Source organism: Streptomyces sp. NPDC002734 (assembly GCF_040295685.1).
Lineage (GTDB): Bacteria > Actinomycetota > Actinomycetes > Streptomycetales > Streptomycetaceae > Streptomyces.
Genome location: NZ_JBEOVU010000034.1, coordinates 13411 through 33846 on the forward strand (window position 1 = coordinate 13411; position 20436 = coordinate 33846).

Annotated in this window: 19 protein-coding genes and 1 pseudogene; 17 read left to right on the forward strand and 3 right to left on the reverse strand. The window is 74.7% G+C overall.

Annotated features, from left to right (window positions below):
• Window positions 1-84: 84 nt before the first annotated feature.
• From ABT026_RS25725 to ABT026_RS25755, 7 genes are all read left to right on the forward strand, one after another.
• Window positions 85-1332 carry an ATP-binding protein gene (locus ABT026_RS25725; protein ID WP_351117515.1) on the forward strand — a complete coding sequence of 416 codons (1248 nt, stop codon included), beginning with the start codon at window positions 85-87 and terminating at the stop codon, window positions 1330-1332.
• The gene (locus ABT026_RS25730) at window positions 1329-1730 is read left to right on the forward strand and encodes a roadblock/LC7 domain-containing protein (RefSeq protein WP_351117516.1); all 402 of its coding nucleotides are present in this window, start codon (window positions 1329-1331) and stop codon (window positions 1728-1730) included. Before ABT026_RS25725 ends, ABT026_RS25730 begins: the two co-directional genes overlap by 4 nt.
• Window positions 1727-2101 carry a DUF742 domain-containing protein gene (locus ABT026_RS25735; protein ID WP_351117517.1) on the forward strand — a complete coding sequence of 125 codons (375 nt, stop codon included), beginning with the start codon at window positions 1727-1729 and terminating at the stop codon, window positions 2099-2101. The genes ABT026_RS25730 and ABT026_RS25735 overlap by 4 nt, the downstream gene beginning before the upstream one ends.
• Window positions 2076-2675 (forward strand): GTP-binding protein, encoded by a 600-nt coding sequence (locus tag ABT026_RS25740; RefSeq protein ID WP_351117518.1) that lies wholly within the window; start codon window positions 2076-2078, stop codon window positions 2673-2675. Before ABT026_RS25735 ends, ABT026_RS25740 begins: the two co-directional genes overlap by 26 nt.
• A 74-nt stretch (window positions 2676-2749) precedes the next feature.
• Window positions 2750-4096 carry a cytochrome P450 family protein gene (locus ABT026_RS25745; protein WP_351117519.1) on the forward strand — a complete coding sequence of 449 codons (1347 nt, stop codon included), beginning with the start codon at window positions 2750-2752 and terminating at the stop codon, window positions 4094-4096.
• A 257-nt stretch (window positions 4097-4353) separates the two neighbouring features.
• On the forward strand, window positions 4354-5562 hold the full coding sequence (locus tag ABT026_RS25750) for a cytochrome P450 (protein ID WP_502968056.1): 1209 nt from the start codon (window positions 4354-4356) through the stop codon (window positions 5560-5562).
• Window positions 5559-6320 (forward strand): enoyl-CoA hydratase/isomerase family protein, encoded by a 762-nt coding sequence (locus tag ABT026_RS25755; protein ID WP_351117520.1) that lies wholly within the window; start codon window positions 5559-5561, stop codon window positions 6318-6320. Before ABT026_RS25750 ends, ABT026_RS25755 begins: the two co-directional genes overlap by 4 nt.
• A 149-nt stretch (window positions 6321-6469) precedes the next feature.
• Here the strand turns inward: ABT026_RS25755 and ABT026_RS25760 are convergent, their stop codons facing one another.
• Complete coding sequence (locus ABT026_RS25760; protein ID WP_351117521.1) at window positions 6470-6970, reverse strand: TspO/MBR family protein; 501 nt, start codon at window positions 6968-6970, stop codon at window positions 6470-6472.
• A 137-nt stretch (window positions 6971-7107) separates the two neighbouring features.
• Between ABT026_RS25760 and ABT026_RS25765 the strand changes: the two genes are divergently transcribed.
• From ABT026_RS25765 to ABT026_RS25805, 9 genes are all read left to right on the forward strand, one after another.
• Window positions 7108-7857, forward strand: coding sequence for a gas vesicle protein (locus ABT026_RS25765; protein ID WP_351117522.1), 750 nt, complete (start codon window positions 7108-7110; stop codon window positions 7855-7857).
• Complete coding sequence (locus ABT026_RS25770) at window positions 7854-8813, forward strand: gas vesicle protein (protein ID WP_351117524.1); 960 nt, start codon at window positions 7854-7856, stop codon at window positions 8811-8813. Before ABT026_RS25765 ends, ABT026_RS25770 begins: the two co-directional genes overlap by 4 nt.
• A 34-nt stretch (window positions 8814-8847) precedes the next feature.
• Window positions 8848-9162, forward strand: coding sequence for a gas vesicle protein K (locus tag ABT026_RS25775; RefSeq protein ID WP_108953034.1), 315 nt, complete (start codon window positions 8848-8850; stop codon window positions 9160-9162).
• Complete coding sequence (locus ABT026_RS25780; RefSeq protein WP_351117525.1) at window positions 9159-9971, forward strand: GvpL/GvpF family gas vesicle protein; 813 nt, start codon at window positions 9159-9161, stop codon at window positions 9969-9971. Before ABT026_RS25775 ends, ABT026_RS25780 begins: the two co-directional genes overlap by 4 nt.
• Before the next feature lie 10 nt (window positions 9972-9981).
• Window positions 9982-11064 carry a P1 family peptidase gene (locus tag ABT026_RS25785; protein ID WP_351117526.1) on the forward strand — a complete coding sequence of 361 codons (1083 nt, stop codon included), beginning with the start codon at window positions 9982-9984 and terminating at the stop codon, window positions 11062-11064.
• Window positions 11065-11152: 88 nt separating this feature from the next.
• Complete coding sequence (locus ABT026_RS25790; protein WP_351117527.1) at window positions 11153-12673, forward strand: glycoside hydrolase family 71 protein; 1521 nt, start codon at window positions 11153-11155, stop codon at window positions 12671-12673.
• Window positions 12674-12765: 92 nt separating this feature from the next.
• Entirely contained in the window at window positions 12766-13269 is a 504-nt protein-coding gene (locus ABT026_RS25795) for an FBP domain-containing protein (RefSeq protein WP_351117528.1), read from the forward strand.
• Between the two features lie 201 nt (window positions 13270-13470).
• Entirely contained in the window at window positions 13471-14298 is an 828-nt protein-coding gene (locus tag ABT026_RS25800) for a hypothetical protein (protein WP_351117529.1), read from the forward strand.
• 176 nt (window positions 14299-14474) lie between these two features.
• Window positions 14475-17165 (forward strand): SpoIIE family protein phosphatase, encoded by a 2691-nt coding sequence (locus tag ABT026_RS25805; RefSeq protein ID WP_351117530.1) that lies wholly within the window; start codon window positions 14475-14477, stop codon window positions 17163-17165.
• A 756-nt stretch (window positions 17166-17921) separates the two neighbouring features.
• Here the strand turns inward: ABT026_RS25805 and ABT026_RS25810 are convergent.
• A pseudogene (locus ABT026_RS25810) lies at window positions 17922-18701 on the reverse strand (alpha/beta fold hydrolase); the annotation flags it as partial.
• 250 nt (window positions 18702-18951) lie between these two features.
• A complete protein-coding gene (locus tag ABT026_RS25815; RefSeq protein ID WP_351117531.1) occupies window positions 18952-19404 on the reverse strand; it encodes a VOC family protein in 453 nt (150 codons plus the stop codon).
• A 107-nt stretch (window positions 19405-19511) separates the two neighbouring features.
• On the opposite strand from ABT026_RS25815, the gene ABT026_RS25820 reads away from it, so the two are divergent.
• Window positions 19512-20399: an alpha/beta fold hydrolase gene (locus ABT026_RS25820; RefSeq protein WP_351117532.1), complete on the forward strand. Its 888-nt coding sequence runs from the start codon at window positions 19512-19514 to the stop codon at window positions 20397-20399.
• The last annotated feature ends 37 nt before the right edge of the window (window positions 20400-20436 follow it).

The following is a 20436-nucleotide window of genomic DNA, read 5'->3' on the forward strand; positions in this document are numbered from 1 at the left end:
CCTTCGCCGGTTGACGGTGTGTCAAACGGAATGGACCGTGCGGCCGCAGGACCGCTGTCAGGAACGCGACGTGAAGAGAGTCGGATGACGTCTTTGCTCCGGGATCCACTCCTGTGGATCCTGCTGGTGGTGCTCGCGGTCGCCGCAGTCGCGGTCACCCGGGCGCGTCGGACCAACATGGCGCTGCGCGTCCAGGAGGACGCCCTCCGGCGTGAGCTCGGGGCGGAGAAGGCCGAGCGGGCGCTGCTGCGCAACGAGACGACGGCGCTCGAACACCGTCACCGCGAGGCGCTCGCCGAGGTCCGCCAGGAGGCCGAGGAGGAGACCAAGTCCGTCCTCAAGGCCGCGATGCGCACCCTTCAGGTGCTGGCCGACGAGCAGCAGCTGATCATCGACCGCACCCAGAAGAACTACGGCGACGACCCCGGCGTGGTGGCCGACCTGATGGAGATCGACCACGCCAACAGCCAGTTCAACCGCCGCGCCCAGGGCATCGCGGTGCTCTGCGGCGGCTGGCTGGGACGCCGTGAGCACCCGGCCTCGGTCTTCGACGTGGTGCGCAGCGCCCAGGGCCGCGTCCGCCACTTCGACCGGGTGGAGATCAACGCCCAGGTGAACGTGACGGTCGTCAGCAAGGCCGTGGAGCCCCTGGCGGTGGTGCTCGCCGAGCTGCTGGCCAACGCCACCAACTACAGCGCCCCCGAGACGCCGGTCGTGGTCGGCATCCAGGCGGTGCCCAACGGGGTCTGCCTGATCGTCGACGACTACGGCGTCGGCATGAGCCAGGAGGAGAAGGACCGCGCCGCCGCTCTGCTCTCCCCGCAGGGGCCGGTGGACCTGCTCGCGCTGGGCAACCCGCCCAAGTTCGGCTTCGCCGTCTCCGGAGTCCTCGCCGCCCGGTACGGCTTCCGCGTCTCCGTCGACACGCCCTCCCCGTACGGCGGGGTGCGCGCGGTCGTCCTGCTGCCGGGAGACCTCCTGACCTCCGACGACGCCGCCCCCGCCACGGCCGGCGGAGCGCGCGGGAAGACCCCGGTGGTCGCCCCCGGGCGCCAGCGCGACCCCGCCCCCGTAGTCGTCCCGACCGCGGCCACCCGCCCGGTGGGCACCACCGCCGGAGGCCTGCCCAAGCGGCGCCGCGTGGCGGCGGAGCGGACGACGGCGCGCACCCCCCTGACCGACGCCGGCCCGCCCGGGCCGCCGGATCAGCCGCGGCACGACGACCCGGCCGGCGACAGCAACGAGACCACCGCCTCACGGCTCGGGGCCTTCGCCCGGGGCACCGCGCGCGGACGGGACACGACCAACTCGGAAGGATCGGAAGAGCAGTGAACGACCAGCTTTCCTGGGTGCTGGACGACGTCCTGACGGTGCGCGGGGCCCGGCACGCGATCCTCGTCTCCGCCGACGGACTCCTGATGGAGCGGTCAGGCGGCATCGAGCGGGACGACGCGGAGAAGAACGCGGCCGCCATGAGCAGCATGCAGTCCCTCAGCCGCGCCGTCGCGCCCTTCGTCGGCGGCGGCGACGGCACCTGGAAGCAGACGCTCATCGAGTACGACGGCGGCTGGATCTTCCTCATCGCGGCCGGCAGCGGCGCCTACCTCGCCGCCTCCGCCGCACTCGACGTGGACATGGAGACCATGTCCTTCCGGATGCAGAAGCAGGTCGCCGCCCTGGGGAAGGCCATGACCTCGCCGGCGCGCCAGGACGCCGGTGCCGAGGCATGACGAGGCCCCCCGAGGACGACCTGGTGACCGGGGACTTCGTCCGGTCCTACGTCATCACCGGTGGGCGGCGGCTGCCGGCCTCGACGGACCTGTCGCTCCACACCCTGGTCACCCTGGCGCCGGACCGGGAACTGCCCCGGCGGGCCGGCCCCGAGGTCCGCGCCATCTGGGACATCTGCGGCGGCGGCTACCTCTCGGTGGCGGAGGTGGCCGCCCACCTGGGCCTGCCGACCGCCGTCGCCCGGCTGCTGCTGACCGATCTCGCCGAACAAGGGCATCTGCTGCGCCGTGCCGCACCGCCGCCGGCCCAAGCCGTTGACCGAGGGACCCTCGAAGAGGTGCTGCATGGACTCCACGCGCTGTTCGGCTGACCGGCCGGCCGCCACGTACCTCCCGGCCGGCGTCCGGAGGGCCGTCAAGATCGTCGTCGTGGGGCACTTCGGCGTCGGCAAGACGACCTTCATCGGCAGCCTCTCCGAGATCGAGCCGCTGCGCACCGAGGAGCGGATGACCGCTGCCTCGGCCCCCGTCGACGACCTCAGCGGGGCGGGCGCCAAGCAGACCACCACCGTCGCCCTGGACTTCGGCCGCATCACCCTCAGCGAGGAACTGGTCCTCTACCTGTTCGGCACCCCCGGCCAGCAGCGGTTCGTGCAGTTGTGGGAGGACATGACGGTGGGGGCCCTCGGGGCGCTCCTGCTGGTCGACCCGGCGCGCCTGGAGGCCACCTTCCCGGTCATCGACCTGGTGGAGAGCTTCGGCCTGGAGTACGCGGTCGCGGTCAACAGCTTCGACCCGTCGGTCCGTTACGAGGCGAGCGAGATCAGGGAGGCACTCGACCTGCTCCCCGACACGCCCGTCGTCCACTGCGACGCCCGGGACGTCGCCTCCTCCGCCGAGGCGCTCATGGAACTCGTCCGACACCTGCTCAGCCGCACGCGCTGAGCGGGAGCACGCTTCTTCCCCGTCCCGTCCCAGACCCGGTCCGCGAGGACGCCGGGCCGCCGAAGGAACGCACCATGGACTTCACGCCCGCCGCCGACGGCGGCACCACCGCCCGCTGCCCCATGCACGGCGCGGACTTCGCGGCCGCCCCGCACGACGTCTACGACCGGCTGCGCGCCGAGGGCCCGGCCGGCCCGGTGGAACTCGCCCCCGGGGTGGAGGCCACCCTGGTCGTCGGCCACGAGGCCGCGCTGCGGGTACTGCAGAACGACGCCCTCTTCGCCCGCGACTCCCGCCACTGGGGCGCCCTGCGCGAGGGCCGGATCGCCCTGGACAGCCCCGTGCTGCCGATGATGATGTTCCGGCCCAACTGCCTGTTCACCGACGGGGCGGAGCACCTGCGGCTGCGCAAGGCGGTCACCGACAGCCTGGACGCGATCGACGTCCGGCAACTGGCGCGCGACGTGCGGCAGATGGGCGACTTCCTGATCGACCGCTTCAGCGAGCGCGGCCGCGCCGACCTGATCGACGAGTACGCCAAGGTGCTGCCGCTGCTGGTCTTCAACAAGATGTTCGGCTGCTCCGCGGACATCGGCGACCGGCTCACCACCTCGATGGCGGCCATCTTCGAGGGCCGGGACGCCCTCCGCGCCGACCAGGAGCTGACGGCGTGCCTGATGGAGCTGGTGGCCCTCAAGCGCCGCGAGCCGGGCGACGACCTCACCAGCCGCCTGGTGCGGCACCCGGCCGGGCTCACCGACACCGAGCTCAAGGACCAGCTGGTGATGCTGATGGGCGCCGGGGTCGAACCCGAGCGCAACCTCATCGGCAACACCGTGCTGCTGATGCTCTCCCCGCAGGGCTCCGGCCTGCTCATCGAGGAGGCGATGGAACACGTCCTGTGGGACAACCCGCCCATCGCCAACTACGCCACCCACTTCCCCAGGCAGGACGTCGACCTGGCCGGCATCCGTCTCGCGGCGGACAGCCCGGTGGTGATCAGCTTCGCCGGGGCGAACGCGGACCCCTCGCTGCACCACGCCCGCCGCTCCCGCAGCCAGGGCGCCCACCTGTCCTGGGGCGCGGGCCCGCACAAGTGCCCGGCCTCCTCGCCCGCCCAGGTGATCGCCCTCACCGCGGTCGAGAAGCTCTTCAACGAACTCGACGACCTCGCCCTGGAACTGCCCGCCGAGCAGCTCGCCTGGCGGCAGGGGCCCTTCCACCGCGCCCTCGCGGCGCTCCCGGTGCGCTTCGCCCCCTCCCCGGCCGGCCGGGTGGCCGCCGCCACCGGACGCCACCCGCTGCCGGCCGCCGTGCCCGAGCAGACGCCCCAGGCCGTCGGCGAACCGGCCGGGCAGCCCGCCGCACCGGCCCGCAGGAAGGGCTTCTGGGGCACCTTCCTCGACGTCTTCCGTCTCTGAGGCCGCCGGCTCCGAGGCCGCCGGCTCCGCCCGTGAGCAGCAGCGAGTCAGCAGCAGCGAGTGAGGAGAGAAGGTTGAGCACAGTCGCCGGTCGTCCCGTCGCCGGCAGCCCGGCAGGCTGCCCGGCCCACCCGGAAGCGTCCGGCCCGCGTCCGGGCGCGCCCTCGCCCCCGCCCGCACCGGGGGTCCCCCGCCAGGACGGCGCGCGACCGGCCGCCGGCCCGCGCCGGGCGGTCGGTCGGCGCGAGGTGATCGCCCTGGTCCGCCGTCTGCGCTCGCCCGAGGGCCTGCGCGACCCGCTCCCCGTCTACCGTGCCTTCCGGGAACTCGGGGACGTGGTCCCCGCGCCCTGGGGCGGACACTTCGTCACCGGGTTCGACGTGGCCGACGAGGTGCTGCGCGGCCGCGGCTGGCTCGCCCCGGACATCGCGTGGCAGGAACGGCAGCCGGACCCCGCACGCTGGCACGCGCCCGCCACCCGGGAGATGAGCCACACCCTCTCCCGTCTCAACGCGCCCGAGCACACGCTCCGGCGCCGCGCCCTGGGCAACCCCTTCGCCCGCGGCGCCCTGGAGGCCGCGCGGCCCGTCGTCGAGGAGCACGTCGAGACCCTGCTCGACGACCTGGAACGGGAGTCGCGGGCGCACGGCAGGGCCGACTTCGCCGCGGTCGTGGCGGACCGCCTGCCGATCCGGACCGTCGGCGGATGGCTCGGCCTCCCGGAGCGGGACCACGACCGCGTACTCGACTTCACCCACCGTCAGGTCTTCGCCCAGGAACTGCTGCCCACCCGAAGCGAGCTCGCCGTCTCCGAGGCCGCCACCCTGGAGATGCGGGCGTACTTCACCGCCCTGCTCGAGCACCGGCGCGCCCACCCCGGCGAGGACGTGCTCTCCGACTGGATCCGGTTCTGGGACCAGACGCACGCGGGCGACCGCGCCGCGGCCGACCAGGTGCTCTACCACTTGACGATGTTCGTCACCATCGCCTCCCTGGAGACCACCGCGACGCTCCTGTCCACCGTGGTCTCCCTGCTGCTCGCCGACCCGGCGCGGTGGCGATGGCTGCGGGAGCACCCCGAGCACGTCGACGACGCCGTCGAGGAGGCCCTGCGGTACGACCCGCCGATCTGGCTGAACAGCCGGATCGCCGCCGAGGACACCGTCCTCGGGGGAGTGCCCGTCGCCAAGGACGGCCTGGTGCACGTGCTGTTCGGCGCCGCCCACCACGATCCGCGGCGCAACCCCGACCCGGCAGCCTTCGACGTCCTGCGCCGCGGCGCCCATCTCGCGTTCGGCGGCGGCGTGCACTACTGCCTCGGCGCGGGGCTGGCCCGGCTGGAGGCGAGAGTGCTGCTCACCGGACTGCTGAAACGTTTCCCCACCTTGCGGTCGGCCGCCGACGGGCCCGTGTACGTGCCCCGGCTGGTCTTCCGCCGCATCACCTCCCTGGAAGTGACCACATGACGGCCGTCGACCGGTACAAGACCCTGCGCGTGCGGCGCGACGCGGACGTGCTGCACGTCGAACTCCACCTGCCGGAGCGCGGCAACGCCGTCTGCGAGGCGATGCTGGACGACCTGCTGGAGGTCCTCCACCGGCAGGAGCCCTCGGTGCGGGTGCTCGTGCTCTCCGGCGCGGGCGAGGACTTCTGTCTCGGCGGCGACCGCGCGGAGTTCGAGGAGCAGCTGCGGCAGGACCCCGACGGGGCGGGGATACGGATCTCGGGGGACAAGGCACGCCGGGTGTGTCAGGCCCTGTCCCGCAACCCGGCGGTGACGGTCGCCAAGGTGCGGGGGCGCGCCGTCGGCGCGGGATTCGCCCTCGCTCTCGCCTGCGACCTGCGGATCGGGGCGGAGAGCGCCACCTTCCGGCTGCCGGAGGCGGCGCTGGGACTGCCGGTCGCCTGGGGCGGGCTGCTGCCGCGGCTGCTCGACGAGGTCGGCACGGCCCGGGTGCGCGACATGGTGCTGACCGGGCGGCCGGTGGGGGCGGAGGAGGCCCTGCGCTGGTCCGTCCTCCAGCGGGTCGAGCCGGACTCCGCACTCGACGCGGCGGTCGAGGCGTGGGTGCGGCCGGTGCTGCGGCGGCCGCGCGGCGGACTGCGGATGACCAAGGCCCTGCTCGAGGCGCACGGGACGGCCACGCGGATGGCCGACGCGTCCGTGCTGGACGGCGAGCTGATGGCCGCGGCCCTCGTCGCCGCGCGGCACGGCGGGCGGTGACGGCGACCGCCGCGTCCCTGCCCTGGGCCGCCGCGTCCTCGCAACGGGGGCCGCGCGCTCCCGCTGCGGGGTTGCGTGCCCTCGGTGCGGGCCCCGGCCGGAGCTCCCGGGCCGCACCCGCTCCGGCAGCGGCCGGCGGGTTCGCCCGGTCAGCGGTTGCGGCGGGCGATGGAGGAGCTGAGGGCGGTGGCGAAGAGGCACCAGCCCGCGTACGGGAGCAGCGCCGCGGCGGCCCTGCGGTCGCTGCGCGCCACCCGGCGGATCAGCTGGAGGTTGCTCGCGTCCAGCAGCAGCGCCCCCCACACGCCGTCGGCGGGGCTGCGCCGGCCGAAGAACAACCAGGTCCAGGCCGCGTTCAGTGCCAGGTTGGCGCCGAAACGAGCGGCCAGGGCCCGCCTCTCGCGCCCCCGCGCGCGGTTCAGCGCCCGCCCGGCGCTCCACGCGATCGTGCCGTACAGCGGGGTCCACACCGCCGGGAAGGCGGCCGCAGGCGGCTGCCACGACGGTTTGTCCAGCCCGGCGTACCAGTCGTCGGAGGGGCCGGCGGCCCGCGCTCCCACCCAGGCGCTCAGTCCCACGGCGGTGCTCGCGGCCAGGTAGGGCCACCGGTCGGTCGTGGCGCTCCGGGCGCCCTTCGGTGCGTCGCTCATCCGCGCCGGGTACCCCGTCGGCGAGGAACGTGACCGTGCGGGGCACGGAGGGCGTACCCGGCCGCGCTGTGACGCCCGTCGCGCAGGAGGGGCGCACGGCCAGGTGTGTGGCGGGGCGGACCGGTAACGCGTAGGGAATGAACGAGGAACAGCCCAGACTTCCCGCCCGTCAGGCCACCGGCTCGCCGGGTGCTCAGGAGCGCTGGCCTGGCTCTTTCGGGACACCGCCGCGCGTCGCGGCGAACGCCCGCGCGCTCGAGCCCCGCCGGGACGGTGAGGGCAGCCTCGCCCATGTGGTGGAGACCCTCCTCGACAAGGGCCTGGTGCTCAACGCCGACATCATGGTCTCGGTGGCCGGCGTCGAACTCCTCGGCATCCGGCTGCGCGCCGCTCTCGCGTCCTTCGAGACGGCGTCCCGGTACGGCCTGGAGTTCCCCGCCGGAACCGACACCGACACCGCCGCGTGGCGCGAGGCCAAGGAGGAGAAGGAGGCCTGCCCGCAGTGCGACAAGAAGGTGCCCACCAAGCAGCTGCTGGAGGAGTGGTGCCCCTGGTGCGGCTGGCGCAGCGCCCAGGCGCTCGCGACCGCCGAGCAGGGCGGCGACGCCACCGCGCAGCTGGAGCGCACCGACAACCCCGGTGAGTCCGAGCGGCCGGAGAAGGCCCAGCGGCCGGAGAAGACCGAGAAGGCCGACCGGCCGGAGAAGACCGAGAAGGCCGACCGGTCGGAGAAGGCCGGGACGCCGGAGGACTCCGAGGAACCGGACGAGCCCGAGGAACCGGCCAAGCCGGCGCGGCGCGCCCGCACCATGCGCCGCTCCCGGACCACCGGCACCCGCAGCACCGGGACGCGCCGCACCGCCCGGAAGGAGGAGGAGACCGAGTGACCGAGCCGCGGCCCGCGATGAAGCCGACCCGCGACCCCAGGGTCACCCTCGACGACCTGGTCGAGGTGCTGCTGAACAAGGGCGCCGTGCTCCACCTCGACCTCATCGTCGCGGTCGCGGACATTCCCCTCATCGGCGTCAGCCTGCGCGCCGCCATCGCCGGCATGGAGACCATGCTGGAGTACGGCATGCTCCGGCAGTGGGACGAGTCCACCCGCGCCTGGGCGGAACGTTCCGCCGGACGGCGCGACCTCGACCTGCGCGCGGGGGAGGAGCTGGTGACCCGGATGCCCGGTGGCCACCTGCTCGAGGAGGGCGTGTACACCGGGTGGCGACCCGGCGGTGTCCACCTCACCGACCAGCGGCTGGTGGTGCTGCGCCGCGACCCCCGGGAGGTCCTCTTCGAGGCCGGCGTCCGCGACCTGCGCACCGTCCAGTTCGAGACGGAGACCACCGTCGGCGGCGAGCAGCGCACCCGGCTGCGGGTGGCCACCCTCGACGGCCGCACCGCCCTGCTCTCGGCCGCCGACCCGCACGGTCTGCACGAGGCGCTGAGGGGCCTCAACCCCGGCCTGACCGCCCTGCCCGCCGCCCCCGAGGCCGCGCCCGCGGACGAGGTGGAGGAGCATCTCTGGTACCAGGAGCCGCGCCGCAGCGGTCCGCTGTGGCGGGGCGGCAAGGGCCGGCTCGGCCCCACCGGGCTGATGTGGAAGTCGCCGCTGGACGCCCGCCCGGCCCTGGTCGTGCCGCTCGGCGAGATCCTTGGCGCGCACATCGAGCCCGGCCGCAGCCCCGCCGGCGACGGACTGGTCATCGTGCTGGAGACGGTGTCCCAGGGGAGGGTCACCCTCGCGTCCGAACAGCCCCGGCGGTGGGCCGACGCCCTGGCCGCGGCGGCCGCCCCCGACATGCCGCTCGCCCCGGACCTGCCGGACACCCCGGCCCCCGTGGCGTGACGGCGAGCACCGCAGGACAAGGAGACGACAACACATGGCTCTCACGGTCGACGAGAAGAGTCTCAAGCACGGCGTCCTCGCCCTGGTGCTCACCCTGGTCGAGGTGATCCAGGAGGCGCTGGAACGCCAGGCGCTGCGCCGGATGGAGGGCGGGGACCTCACCGAGGAGGAGCTCGAACGCCTCGGCGACGCCCTGCTCGAACTGGACGAGGCGCTGGAGGAGATCAAGGAGGACCACGGCATCACCACCTCCGTGGCCGATCTCCACCGCGGCCTCGACGAGGTGGTGGACGACGTGGTGGACAAGCTGGTCAACCCGGCGCGCTGGGCGGAGGAGGCGGGCCGATGAACGACTCCGCCCTCTACGTCTACGCCCTCCTGCCCGACGTCCCCGGCGACCCGGCCGACGGCGTGACCGGTCTCGACGACCGCACGCTGCGCGTCGTGCGCGCCCCCGGCACGGGCCTCGCCGCACTGGTGCACGACGGCCCGGCCGAGCCCTTCGAGGGCGGCGACGAGACCGTGCGCCGCTGGGTGGTCGAACAGGACCGCGCGGTGGTCGCCGTCTGGGAGAGGACCGGCGCCGTCCTGCCGATGACCTTCAACGTGCTGGTCGCGCCGGGCGCGGAGGCCGGTGCCGAGGAGCGGCTGTGCGCCTGGCTCGGCGAACGGGCGGAGGAACTCTCCGGCCGTCTGCGCGAACTGGACGGCCGCGCCGAACTGCGCGTCGAGCTCACGGTGGACCGCGAGGCGGCCACCGGGGACGACGAGCGGGCCCGCGCGCTGGAGGCCGAGATGGCCGACCGCTCGCCCGGCATGCGCCGGCTGCTCGCCAAGAAGCTGGAGGGTCTGCGCAAGGAGGCGTCCGAGCGGCTGGCGGACAGCATCCACGCCGACGTCCGCCGCCGCCTCGCCGCGGTGGTCGAGGACATCCGGGACCGCACCCGCAGCGTCCGCGACCCCCGCGAGGCGGAGGTGATGTCGGCGGCCCTGCTGGTGCCCGCGACCGAGATCGAGACCGTCGGCACGGTGCTGGCCGACGTCCAGGACAGCCACCCCGCGGTGCGGGTGCGCTTCCTGGGCCCCTGGCCGCCGTACTCCTTCACCGAACTGCCCGCCGGCCCCGGCGCCGCGGAGGACATGACACCGGCGGGATAGCGTGCCGGGCATGAGCGACGCCCCGTCCCCCCGTCCCGCCCCGCCCTCCCGCACCTCCCCGTCCGGCCCCGCCCGCGCCCGCGAACTCGGCCTGCCCTGCGGGCCGTTCCCCGTCGGCCCGCACAACGCGATCACCGACGTGGCCGGGGTGCGGGTGGGGCACACCACGCTGTGGGAGCCGCCCCGCGTGCACAGCGGCGTCACCGCGGTCGTGCCCGACGGCGTCGGACCGGAGAACCCGCTGCCCGCCGGGCTGTTCGCGGGCAACGGCTACGGCAAGCTGATCGGCGCGACGCAGATCGCCGAACTGGGGGCGATCGAGACCCCGGTGCTGCTCACCTCGACGCTCTCCGCGTTCCGGGTCGCCGACGCGCTGGTCGGGTGGGTGCTGGAGCAGCCCGGCCGCGAACAGGTGCGCAGCCTCAACCCCGTGGTGGGGGAGTGCAACGACGGACTGCTCTCGGACATCCGCTCCCGTCCGGTGCGCGAGGAACACGTCCGGGCCGCGCTGGACGGGGCGGCCGGCGGGCCGGTGGCCGAGGGATGCGTCGGCGCCGGCACCGGGACCACGGCACTGGGTTTCAAGGCGGGCGTCGGGACGTCCTCCCGCGTGGTGCCCGTGGGCGGGCAGGACGCCGTGGTGGGAATTCTGGTGCAGGCCAACTTCGGCGGCACGCTGCGGGTGCTGGGACGTGAGGTGACACCCGCCGACGTCGGGGTGCCCGCCCGGCCCCCCGAGCCGGACACGGGCTCGTGCATGGTGGTGACCGCCACCGACGCGCCGCTGGACGCCCGGCAGCTGGCCCGCGTGGCGCGCCGGTCGGTGTACGCCCTGGGGCGGGTCGGCGCGTCGTTCAGCCACGGCAGCGGCGACTACGGCCTGGCCTTCGGGACGCGGACACCGCACGGGCCGGTGCCGGACACCGCACTCGACCCCCTGTTCCGGGCGGTGCTCGACGCCGTGGAGGAGGCGGTGCTCAACGCGCTGCTGGCCGCGCGGACCACCCTCGGCGTCCGCGGCGACGTGCTGCACCCGCTGCCCGGGCAGGCGCTGCGGGAACACCTGGGCGGGTTTCGAACAAAGGCGGAGTGACCCCTTCGGGGCATTGCGGGCGCGGAGCCGGTCGGCTTGACTGGGCGGCGCGCGGCCCGACCCGCCGCGCGGCCGGGGGAGGGCACCCATGGAGAACACCACAGCACGGCGCCACGCCTTACCGGGCCGGAGCCGCCGCCGGGCCGGACTCGCCGCCCTGATCGGCATCCTGCTGCTGGTCGGCGCGGGCACCGGGCTCGGCTTCGGCGCCGGGGGCGACCGCGACACGTCCTCCTCCGCCGCCGCGGCGCGCGACCCGCTGCCCTTCGACCTGCCGTCCACCGAGCGGCTGCGCTCGAGCGACCGGCTGGTGTTCGCGCACTACTTCACGCCCTACCCGCTCTCCCTGGACAACCGCCCCGCCGACGAGGACTACTACGCGCGCAACTACCTCACCGCAGACGGCGAGAGCGGCAAGCACGCCGCGTACGGCGGCCTGCTCCGCGACCGGCCGCTCCCGGTCGAACCGGCCTCGGGCGACTGGCGTTCGGCGCACTACCGCCAGGAGGTCCGCACCGCCGTGGCCGCCGGGATCGACGGCTTCAGCGTCGACCTGCTCTCCCTGGAAGGGCCCAACTGGGAGCGCGTCCAGCTGCTGATGCGGGCCGCCCGCGAGGAGGACCCGGGCTTCCGCATCATGCTGATGCCCGACATGAAGTCCCTCGACGCCGACCCGGCAACCCTCGCCCGCGCCCTCGCCGAGCTGGGAGCGGCGCCCAACGCGCACCGGCTCGACGACGGCCGGCTCGTGGTGTCCCCGTTCAAGGCGGAGGAGAAGCCGGCCGGCTGGTGGCGCGAGGTGCTGGACACCCTGCGCACCCGGCACGGGGTCCGCACCGCCTTCGTCCCCGTCTTCCTCGACCTGACCTCGCACGCCGACGAGTTCGCCCCGCTCGCGCACGGCTTCTCCACCTGGGGCAGCCGCAGCCACACCGCCCTCGGCCACTACTCGGAGCACGCGGAACTGGCCCGCAGGCACGGCAAGCTCTGGATGCAGCCCGTGGCGGTGCAGGACGCCCGGCCCAACCAGGGCGTGTACGACGAGGCGGGCAACACCGAGACGCTGCGCGGGAGCTGGAACCACGCCATCGAGGACGGCGCCGACTGGGTGCAGCTGACCACCTGGAACGACTACTCGGAGAGCACCCAGTTCGCGCCCTCGCTGCACAACGGGCACACCTACCTCGACGTGAGCTCCTACTACCTCGCCCGGTTCAAGACCGGCTCCTGGCCGCGCGTCGTCCGCGACACGGTCTACCTCACGCACCGCGTCCAGCCGCACGACGCCCGGGCCGCCGACCAGCCCGAGCTCATGCGGTCGCGCCCCGGCTCGGCCCCCGCCCGGGACACCGTGGAGGTGCTCACCTTCCTGACCCGCCCCGGGGCGGTGGACGTCACGGTCGGCGACCTGCACGAGCGGTTCACCATGGAGGCGGGGGTGCGGGCGGAGCTGCTGCCCCTGCGGCCCGGGCGCACCGCCGCGGAGGTCACCCGCGGCGGGAGAACGACCACCGAGGCCGTCACCCGGTTCGCCGTCACCACCTCTCCCGAGGTCCAGGACCTCCAGTACTACGGGGTCACCGGAGGGCGCCCGGCCGAGCGGCCGTGAGCGCGGCCTGCGGTGAACCCGGAAGGTGACCGCCCTCACCTAGAGAAATAATCATTTTGCCTAAAGGTATTAGGCGGCCTAGCCTCGGTGGCGTGCGACAGATATCCGAGACCGACATCCGCAACAGCTTCGTGAACTGCTCCAAGGGCGAGGCCAAGCGCCTCGGGCTGCCCCGGGACCTGGCGGAGCGGCCCTGGGAGGACCTGGACTTCCTCGGCTGGCGGGATCCGGGCGCCCCCGACCGCGCCTACCTGGTCGCCGAGCGGGAGGGCGGCGGGCTGCTCGGCCTGTCCCTGCGGGCGGTCTCCGCGGGCGCCGCGCGAGGCTTCACCGCCCGGTCCCTGTGCTCGCTGTGCCTGACCACCCACGTCCGCGGGGACGTCGTGCTGATGTCCGCCCGCCGCACCGGTGAGGCCGGGCGGCAGGGCAACACCGTCGGCCAGTACCTCTGCGCAGACCTGGCCTGTTCGCTCTACCTGCGCGGGCTGAAGGAGAGCGCGGCCGGACGCGGCTTCGAGGAGAGCCTGGGGCTGGAGGGCAAGGTCGCCCGCATGCGGGACAACCTCGACGCCTTCCTCCGCATGGTCACCGCCTGACCGCGGGCCTCGACGAGGAATCGGCCGCGGCCGACAGGCACTCGGCAGGACAGCCTCGTCGGAGGGAGCGGAAAGCGGCGATTGCGGTTCCCCGAACCACCTCCCAGGCTGCCGCTGTTCGCCCCTGCTCCCGGAAGTTCCACTCCTGTTGGGCCCGACCGGGCGTTGCTTCCGGAGGAGACGGCACTGAGAAGACACACCGTGCGGCGGTCGACGGGGGTCGTCGCGTTCGCCCTGACGGTCCAACTGCTGAGTGGCTGCGCCATCGACAAGGGTGACGCCCTCGCCGAGGAGTTCGAAGAGGACTGGCGCGGAACCCCCGACGTCGCGCGGGTCGACACCCACGGGCAGAAAACCCTCCCCTTCCTGGGGGACGCGCGGGGCACACTCGTGCTGGAGGACCACACCCCGGCGGACCGCGTGTCCGAACTGACCGGCGAGCTGCGGGACTACCTCGCCGCGAACGGCTCCTACACCGGAAGCATCCAGGCCGACGACATCACCTTCTCCGTGGTCGAGGACAAGGGCGTCGACATCACGGTCGTGGCCCTATGGAAGTCGCCGGCGGCCGACGACCGCGTCGTCGCGGGTGAGATCACCGACTCGCCCCGGATCAGCGGCCACGCATGGGGCGCCTACGTCGAGACGGCCGAACCCGCCGACGCCGTGAGGGTCGCCGACGCACTGGTCTCCGAGGGCAGCGGCTACCGGGCCTCCCCCGTGACCTATCTGACGGTGTACACGACGCTCGGAGTGACACCGGAGGTCCGCGTCTTTCCGGGGGAGGAACCCGGCGACCTCGACGAGGCACTGGCCGCCTACCAGGCCGTGGCCGCCGAGCAGTCCGTCGTCCGCGCGACGCTGGACCACGGGAGCGTGTACCTCTCCATGGCGGCCGGGGCGGACCTGGAGGCCGCCCGGGACCTCGCCCGCGAGGCGGCGCCGTCCCTGCGGAGCGTCGAGGTCGCCCCCGGCATCGGTACGGCCACGGCCACGGCCACTGCCACCGGGGAGGCTCCGCCTCCGTGAACCGTAGCTGAGGCGAACACCTCGACCACGTCCTGGGCGTAGCCGTCCAGCGAGCTGTGGCGCTCGCCTGTCCGTCCGGCCTCCCGACCGCCCGACCCTTGGGTCAGGTGGGAGGTCCGTCCGCGGTCGGCGGTGTCTGCCGGGCCGGTCGTCCCGCGTGACGGACACTGAGGGGCATGTCCGACATCGCTCCCCACCATCCCCTTTCCCGCCGGTTCGCCCCGCGCCCCGAGAGCGTGGGGGAGGCCCGGAGGTTCGTGCGGAAGGTCCTCGGCCAGGACGCCGGGGAGACCCGCGAGGTCGCCGAGCTGCTGGTGGACGAGCTGGTGAGCAACGCGGTGCTGCACGCCAGGAGCGTGGTCGAGGTGACGATCCGGGCACGGGAGGACCGGACCGAGGTCAGGGTGAGCGACGAGCGGCCTGGCCTCGGCCTGATGCCGCAGCAGGAGTTCCACCCCTTCGCGGCCACCGGGCAGGGACTCTCCCTGGTCCAGCGGCTGGCCACCCGCTACGGCGTGGAGTCCGGCGGGGGCCGCAAGACGGTGTGGTTCGAGGTCGGCCCCGCGAGTACGCCGCCGGTCCACTCCGGCTGGGGGACCACCGCCCAGGACCCGGGGTCGCGCAGGACCGTCACCCTGATCGACCTGCCGGGCTCCCTCTACACGGCGTCCCACCGCAACCGGCACGAGCTGCTGCGGGAACTGACGCTCGCCGCCTTCGGCGGCGACACCCTCGGCGTCCGCCCCGAGGACCTGGCCGTCGCCCACGACGCCAACCACATGATCAGCGTCTGGGTGACCGCGGCGCTCGACCGGCAGCCGCCCTCCGAGGTCGGCACCAGCACCCTCACCCTGTCGGTGCCGGCCGACGCCTCGCCGTCCGTGCTGGTCCTGCGCCAGGTGCTCGACCAGGCCGAGGAGGCGGCCCGCGACGGACGGATGCTGGCCCGCCCCGCCGTTCCGGCGGTCCGCGCCCTGCGGAGCTGGCTCTTCGGCCAGATCGCCGGGCAGCTGGCCGGCGGCCACCCGACCGCCTGGACGGTCATCCCGCGCGACCCGAAGCCGGGTCCGCTGGAGACGGTGCCCTTCGACCCGGTCCAGGTGCGCGACAGCAGGACCCCGACCGTCGCCGCCGACGAGGAGAACCGGATCGTCGCGGTGAACGCGGCGGCCGCCGGGATGCTGGGCTGGGAGCCGGGCGAACTGGTGGGGCGCCGACTGCTCACGATCATCCCCGAGCACCTGCGGCAGCGGCACAAGGAGGCGTTCACCTCGCTGCTGTTCACCGGACGGGCCCGGATCCTGGGCCGGTCCGTCCCGCTGCCCGCGCTGCACCGGGACGGACGGCAGGTGCCGATCCGTCTGGTCATCCAGACCCAGCACACCGCCGACGGCCGCACCCTGTTCGTGGCCCATCTGATCCCGAGGGCCGGAGAGGCCGCCTCGGGGGTGCGCGAGCGGGCCGGGGAGGAGACGGAGGCCCAGCAGCCGCACCCCGAGGCCCGCCCCGTCGTCACCCCCGAGGCCCAGCCGGAGGACGCCCAGCCGGAGGACGCTCGGCCGGAGGACCCGCGGGCCGCCGCCCCCGTGGGCAGCGAGGCGATGGCGCGCCTGGCGATGATCGTGGACACCGGGCGGGCCGTCACCGACTCCTCCGACCCCGACGGCGGGCTGCGCGAGGTGTGCCGGATCCTCACCGGACGGTTCGCCGACTGGTGCGTGATCGACCTGTTCGGCCTGGACGGAACGGGGGAGCGGGTCGGTGTGGTGCGCCGGGACCGCCACGGACGACCGGCGGCGGGTTTCGAGGGCGCCCTCCCGCCGCTCTCGGAGAGCGCGCGCGGGCCACTGGCCCGGGTACTGCGCGGCGCGGGTCCCCTGCTGCTCCCGGGGAGCGGGGCCGACGAGCCGCCGGGCCAGGTCGGCAGCCCCCTGGACGCCCGCCACCGGGCCCTGTTCGAGACGCTGGGGGCGGACAGCGCGGTGGTGGCCGCGCTCCGGGCCCGCCGTGACGTGCTGGGCGCGATCACCCTCGCCCGCACCACCCCCCACCGGCCGTTCACCGAGGCCGACCTCGCTTTCGTCGACGACCTGGCGCACGGCATCGCGGTCGGCCTGGACAACACCCGCCTCTACGAGGAGACCCGCGGCATCGCCGAGCAGTTGCAGCGCTCGCTGCTGCCGGTCCTGCCCGAGCTGCCCCACCTGGAGGTCGCCGCCCGCTACGTCCCGTCCTCCGTCACCGCGGAGGTCGGCGGCGACTGGTACGACTGCTTCGTGCTGCCTCGCGGCGACTTGGCGGTGACCATCGGCGACGTCGCCGGGCACGACCTCGCGGCGGCCGTCGCCATGAGCCAGTTGCGCTCGATGCTCCGGGGCATCGCCGTCGACCGGGAGGAGCCGCCCGGCGAGGTGGTGCGACGCCTGGACATCGCCAACCACACCCTCTACCGGGAGGCCACCGCGACCTGCGTGTACGGACTGGTCCGCGGGCCCGAGCAGGGGCCGTGGGAGTTCGTCCACTCGGCGGCAGGGCACCTGCCCCCGCTGATCACCACCGAGGACGGCGAGACCCGCTACCTGGAGGAGGGCACCGGCCTGATGCTGGGCACCGGCTTCGACATGCCCCGCCCGGCCACGGCCGTGGCGCTGCCTCCCCGGGCCACCGTGCTGCTCTACACCGACGGGCTCGTCGAACGCCGGGACGAGGGACTCGAGCAGTCCCTCGCGCGGCTGCGCCGGCACACGGCCGACCTGGCGCGCGAACCGCTGGACGTGTTCCTGGACGAGCTGCTGATCCGGCTCGGCGCGGACGGGGCGGACGACATCGCCCTGCTGGCCCTGCGCCCCGTCCCACCGGAGCGCTGAGGCCCCCTGACGTCCCTCCGGCCGCCGACCGGCGTGCGCCGCCCGCGTGCCTCCCGCGCGGCGCGGCGCACACCCTCGGCGGCGGGACCGGCCTCAGCTGCCCGGACGGGCGGGCTCGATCAGCGTCTCCGCGCCGATCACGGTGAACCCGGCGGCCAGGAAGGCGCGCAGCGAACGGGCGTTGCCGGGCGCGACCGCGGCGAACACCGGCGCGTTCACCGGCAGCAGGGTGAGCGCGTCGGCCAGCAGGGACCTGCCGTACCCGCGCGAGTGCTCCGCGGCCGGGGAGAGCTCGACGCTCAGCTCGGTGCGCCCCGCCGGCCCCTCCGCCAGGGTGACCAGACCCCGCTCGTCGCCGAACACCCGCACGTCGCGCCGCAGTGCGCGGGCGTGCCGCACCCGGGGATGCTCGGCCAGCCCGTTCAACGGGCCGAGCCGGGCCGGTCCTCCGGACCCGCGGGCGACCATGACGGCGTCGACGGTGCCGACGCGGCCGGAAGGCCCCGCCACCGCGCGCAGGAAGTCCGGCGCCAGCGACCCGCCGAAGCCGTCGGGGCCCAGGGCCTCCACCCGCTCGGCCGACAGTGAGGTCGCCACCACCGCGTGGCCGGTGAAGGCCACCGAGCACTCCGGGCCGTGCGGCGGCCGGGGCAGCACGGTGACGGCGCCGTCCGCCTCGGGGAAGCGGCCCTCCGCGGCGTCGAGCAGCAGTCCCAGCAGCGGGTGCGGCGGCGCCAACTCCTCCCGCCGGGCATCCAGGAAGTCCAGCAGCGCGGCGTCGAACCGCTCGGGCTGCTCCAGGTTGGGGAGATGGCCCGCGTCGGGGACGACGACGAGGTGGGAGTCGTCCACCAGCTTGCGCATCGCCTCCGCCTCCGCCACCGGGGTGTAGGTGTCCTCCTCGCCGACCATCAGCAGCACCGGCACCCGGGCCTCGCGCAGCGAGTCGCGGTAGTCGGGCCGCTCGGCCCGCGCCCGCAGCGCCGCCGCGGCGCCCGCGGGAACGGTGGCGCGCATCATCCCGCTCACGTGCGCGGCGACCTCGGGCATCGAGGTCACGTGGCCCGGCGTGATCATGCGGTCCAGCACCTCGGCGGCGTACCCGTCCATGCCCTCGGCGAGCAGCCGGTCGGCCAGCGTGTTGCGCCAGGTTCGCCCTTCCTCGGTCTCCGCGACGGGCGAGGTGTCGGCGAGCACCAGCGCGGCGGTGCGCTCAGGGTGGAGGCGGTGGAACTCCATGGCGATCTGACCGCCCATCGACAGCCCCGCCACCACCGCCCGCGGCACTCCGGCGAGCCGGAGCAGCGCGGCCAGGTCGTCGGCGTAGTCCCGCCACTCGGTCACCCCCGGGGCCACGCCGCTCGCGCCGTAGCCGCGCAGGTCGGGCAGGATCACCCGGTACCCGGCCGCGACCAGGGCCGCGGCCTGCGGGCGCCACATGCTCCGGTCGAAGGGATGGCCGTGAACGAGGAGCACCGGGACGCCGTCCGCGGGGCCCAGGTCGTCGTGGACCAGCGTCACGCCCGGGCGGACCACGGCCCGCCCGGCGCGCACCTCCTCGCGTCCTGCCGGGCTTCCTGGACCGGCGGGACGACCGGCGCCCCCCGCCCTCGATCCGGTGCCGGCGGTCTCCGACGGACGGTTCATGCGCTTCCCCCTGGCTCGGTGTCCCGCGGCCGGTGCCGACCGCCGGCGTCCATCGTCCAAGATCGCCCGCGGCGGGCCAAGCGGTTTCCGGACGTTGAGGGGCGGGCCGACCGGACCGCGGCGGGTTTCCCGGGCCGGACTACCGCGAGCCCGTGTCCGGGTCCACCGCCGTGAGCGACACCGTGCCGTCCTCGGCCACCGACCAGCCCGGGTTGTGGCAGATCTCCCAGCGGTGACCGTCCGGGTCGGCGAAGTAGCCGTGGTAGCCGCCGAAGGCGGCCCGCTGCGCCGGCTTGAGCACCTCGGCTCCGGCCGCCCCGGCCCGCGTCATCGCCTCGTCCACCTCGGCCGGCGACTCCACGTTCCGCGCCAGCGTGAACGGCGTCCCGGCCGTCGCCGGACTGCCCACGTCGGCCGCCAGGTCGGCCAGCGGGAACAGGGCCAGGGCGAGGCCCGCGCCCACCTGGTAGAAGACCACCTCGCCGAGGTCGAGCAGCGGGGACCAGCCCAGTCCCTCGCTGTAGAAGCGGCGGCTCACGGCCAGGTCGCCCACGCCCAGCGTCACCAGACTCAACTGCTGCTGTGTCGTCATGACTTCACGCTAGCCGTCCCCACCGGCCAGGCGGCCAGGTGGCCGTGCGGCACGCCGGGGTACCCGGGTGCGGCCGGAGGGCGGCCCCCGGCGGAAGGATGGCGACGATGTTCCCCGACTTCACCGAGACCCGGATCGACACCTGCGAGGCCTCGATCTTCCTGCGCCACGGGGGACAGGGCCCGCCCGTCCTCCTCCTGCACGGGCATCCGCGGACCTCGGCGACCTGGCACCGGGTGGCGCCGCTCCTCGCCGACCGCGGCTTCACCGTCGTCTGCCCGGACCTCCGGGGCTACGGACGCTCCCGGGGGCCGGCCCCCACGCCCGACCACAGCGCCCATTCCAAGCGCGCCATGGCGGCCGATCTCGTCGCCGTGATGCGGGAGTTGGGACACGAGCGGTTCCAGGTCGCCGGGCACGACCGCGGTTCGTACGTCGCCCTGCGGCTCGCCCTGGACCACCCGGCGGCGGTGACCCGCGTGGGTCTGCTGGACTGCCTGCCGATCTCCGAGCATCTCGACCGCGCCGGGGCGCGGTTCGCCACCCGGTGGTGGCACTGGTTCTTCTTCGCGCAGCCGGAGATCCCCGAACGGGTCATCACCGCCGACCCCGACAGCTGGTACCGCGGCGACCCCGAGGCGATGGGCCCGGAGAACCACGCCGAACGGCTGGCCGCCGTGCGCCGGCCGGAGGTGGTGCGCGCCATGCTCGAGGACTACCGGGCGGGCCTCACCGTGGACCGCGCCCACGAGGAGGCCGACCGCGCGGCCGGGCGGCGGGTGCGGTGCCCCGCGCTGGTCCTGTGGTCGCTCCGCGACGACCTCGAGGAGCTGTACGGCGACCCGCTGGAGATCTGGCGGCACTGGGCCGACGACGTCCGCGGTCAGGGGATCGACTCCGGCCACCACATGGCCGAGGAGGCGCCCCGCGAACTCGCCGACGCCCTCACCGGCTTCTTCGCCGAGCGGGACGACGGAGCGGCGGGCGCCCCCTGAGCCGCCAGGACGCGGCGCTCCCGGCGGGCGCGGCCGC